Raw genomic sequence first — 2256 nt, forward strand, 5'->3', positions numbered from 1 at the left:
ACCTGGCGCACTACCGGGACGGCCTGCGCGGCTTCGCCTTCGACTTCGAGGCCCAGGCCCCGGGACCGCTGCTCGACGACTCGGCCGGCCTGGTCACGGCACTGCGCGCACTCGCGGACGACGGTGGCGGGCTGCCGGCCGGGTACGCCGAGCGCTACCGGCGCTTCCGGGACACCCACTGCGTGCTGGACGACGGCGCCGCGGCCCGCCGGGTGGTCGACCGGATGCTGGAGCTCGGCGGACGCCCCGGGGGTCAGGAGAAGGCGTAGGACCGCCAGGGCCGCCAGACCTCGTCGAGGTCGAAGCGGGAGAGGCTGAACCCGGGGACCGGGAACGCCGCGTGGAAGGACCGGGCCTGCTCCTGGGCCCGGTCGAGCACGTCCTCCTCGAGGCCGTGCGCCACCGTCACGTGCGGGTGGTACGGGAAGGCCAGCTCCCTGGCCAGCGGGCCGGAGCGGACGTCCGCCTCCAGCAGCCGGCACTCCCGCTCGCCCTCCTCGACCCGGACGAAGACCACCGGGGAGACCGGGCGGAAGCTGCCGCCGCCGCGCAGCACCATCCGGAACGGCCGGTGCGCGGCGGCCACTGCCGCCAGGTGCTCCTCGATCTTCGGCAGCGCCTCGGTCGGCACCTCGGTGGGCGGCAGCAGGGTGACGTGCGTGGGTATCGACCGGGCCAGCGGATCGCCGTGCCCGGCCCGCGCGTCCTGGATCGCCGTGCCGTGCGGATCCGGGACAGTGACGGACACGCCGATGGTCAGGAACTCGGGGAGCTCCTGACCACCGGGCAGGCTCGTCAGCGGATTCACCGCGCGGAGGCCGGGAGGAAGCCGATCCGGTCGTACACCGTGGCCAGCGTCTCGGACGCCACCGCGCGGGCCTTCTCGGCACCCACCGCGAGGGCGCGGTCCAGCTCGGCCGGGTCGTCCAGGAAGGTCCTGGTGCGCTCCTGGAAGGGCAGCACCCACTCGGTGAAGAGCTCGGCCAGCTCGGTCTTCAGGGCGCCGTACATCTTGCCCTCGAAGTGCGCGACCAGCTGCTCGACCGACTGCCCGCTGAGCGCCGAGTGGATCCGCAGCAGGTTGGAGACGCCGGCCTTCTCCTGCTCGTCGTAGCTGACGACGGTGCCGGTGTCGGTGACGGCGCTCCTGAACTTCTTGGCGCTGGCCTTCGGCTCGTCCAGCAGGCTGACCAGGCCCTTGGCGGAGGACGCGGACTTGCTCATCTTGACGGCCGGGTCCTGGAGGTCCTGGATCTTCGCCGTCTCCTTGAGGATGTACGGCTTCGGGACTGTGAAGGTCGGGCTGTAGCGGGAGTTGAAGCGCTCCGCGAGGTCGCGGGTGATCTCCACGTGCTGGCGCTGGTCCTCGCCGACCGGGACGGCGTCCGCCTGGTAGAGCAGGATGTCCGCGATCTGCAGGATCGGGTAGGTGAACAGGCCGACCGTGGTGCTGTCGGCGCCGTACCGGGAGGACTTGTCCTTGAACTGGGTCATCCGGGAGGCCTCGCCGAAGCCGGTGAGGCAGTTCATCACCCAGGCGAGCTGCGCGTGCTCGGGCACGTGCGACTGCACGAACAGGGTGCAGTGCTCCGGGTCCAGACCGGCGCCGAGCAGCTGCGCGGCGGAGATCCGGGTGTTCTGGCGCAGCGTCGCCGGATCCTGCGGCACGGTGATCGCGTGCAGGTCGACGACCATGTAGAAGGCGTCGTTCTCCTTCTGCAGATCGACCCACTGGCGCACCGCGCCCAGGTAGTTACCGAGGTGGAACGAACCGGAGGTGGGCTGGATGCCCGAGAGCACCCGGGGACGGTCCTTGACCGGACCAGTGACCGCTGCGTTGACCATGCGGGCCATTGTTCCAGTTCCACCGACCGGTCAGGAAACCTCCTGCCCCGCCGGTTCCGCCAGTGTGACCGCACTCACCCTCACCCGGGCGATCCGCCGGCCCTCCAGCTTGGCCACCGTCAGCAGCACCTCCTCGCCGGGACCGGCCGGGATCCGCACCCGGTCGCCGTCGGCGGGCAGCCGGCCGAGCGCGGCGACCAGGCAGCCGGCCACCGTCTCGTACGGGCCCTCGGGGAGGGTGACGCCGGTCTCCTCGACGAAGTCCGCCAGGTTGAGCAGCCCGTCGAGCTCCACGCCGCCGCCGGCCAGGCGCCGGGTCGGGGAGGACTCCGGGGTGTCGTACTCGTCCCGGATCTCCCCGATCACCTCCTCCACCAGGTCCTCCAGGGTGACGATGCCGGCGGTGCCGCC

General features: G+C 71.7%; 4 protein-coding genes. 1 reads left to right on the top strand and 3 read right to left on the bottom strand.

What is annotated here, in order from left to right; genetic code table 11:
* A partial coding sequence (locus VR45_RS00920) for a CDP-glycerol glycerophosphotransferase family protein (protein ID WP_045937747.1) occupies positions 1–269 on the top strand: 269 nt, incomplete at its 5' end.
* Here the strand turns inward: VR45_RS00920 and VR45_RS00925 are convergent.
* The 3 genes from VR45_RS00925 to VR45_RS00935 all read right to left on the bottom strand — a co-directional run.
* Positions 254–808, bottom strand: a complete 555-nt coding sequence (locus VR45_RS00925; RefSeq protein ID WP_234325793.1) for a 2'-5' RNA ligase family protein — start codon at positions 806–808, stop codon at positions 254–256. The two genes, VR45_RS00920 and VR45_RS00925, sit on opposite strands and share 16 nt — an antisense overlap.
* Positions 805–1845 carry a tryptophan--tRNA ligase gene (gene trpS / locus VR45_RS00930; protein ID WP_045937750.1) on the bottom strand — a complete coding sequence of 347 codons (1041 nt, stop codon included), beginning with the start codon at positions 1843–1845 and terminating at the stop codon, positions 805–807. Before trpS ends, VR45_RS00925 begins: the two co-directional genes overlap by 4 nt.
* A gap of 30 nt (positions 1846–1875) precedes the next feature.
* On the bottom strand, positions 1876–2256 hold a 381-nt coding region (locus VR45_RS00935), incomplete at its 5' end, for a transporter associated domain-containing protein (RefSeq protein WP_045937748.1).

The organism is Streptomyces sp. NRRL S-495, assembly GCF_000966955.1.
Lineage (GTDB): Bacteria > Actinomycetota > Actinomycetes > Streptomycetales > Streptomycetaceae > Kitasatospora > Kitasatospora purpeofusca.

Coding starts and splice junctions, on each gene's coding strand:
- trpS (WP_045937750.1), bottom strand. CDS start 1,845: ATGGTCAACGCAGCGGTCACTGGTCCGGTCAAGGACCGTCCCCGGGTG.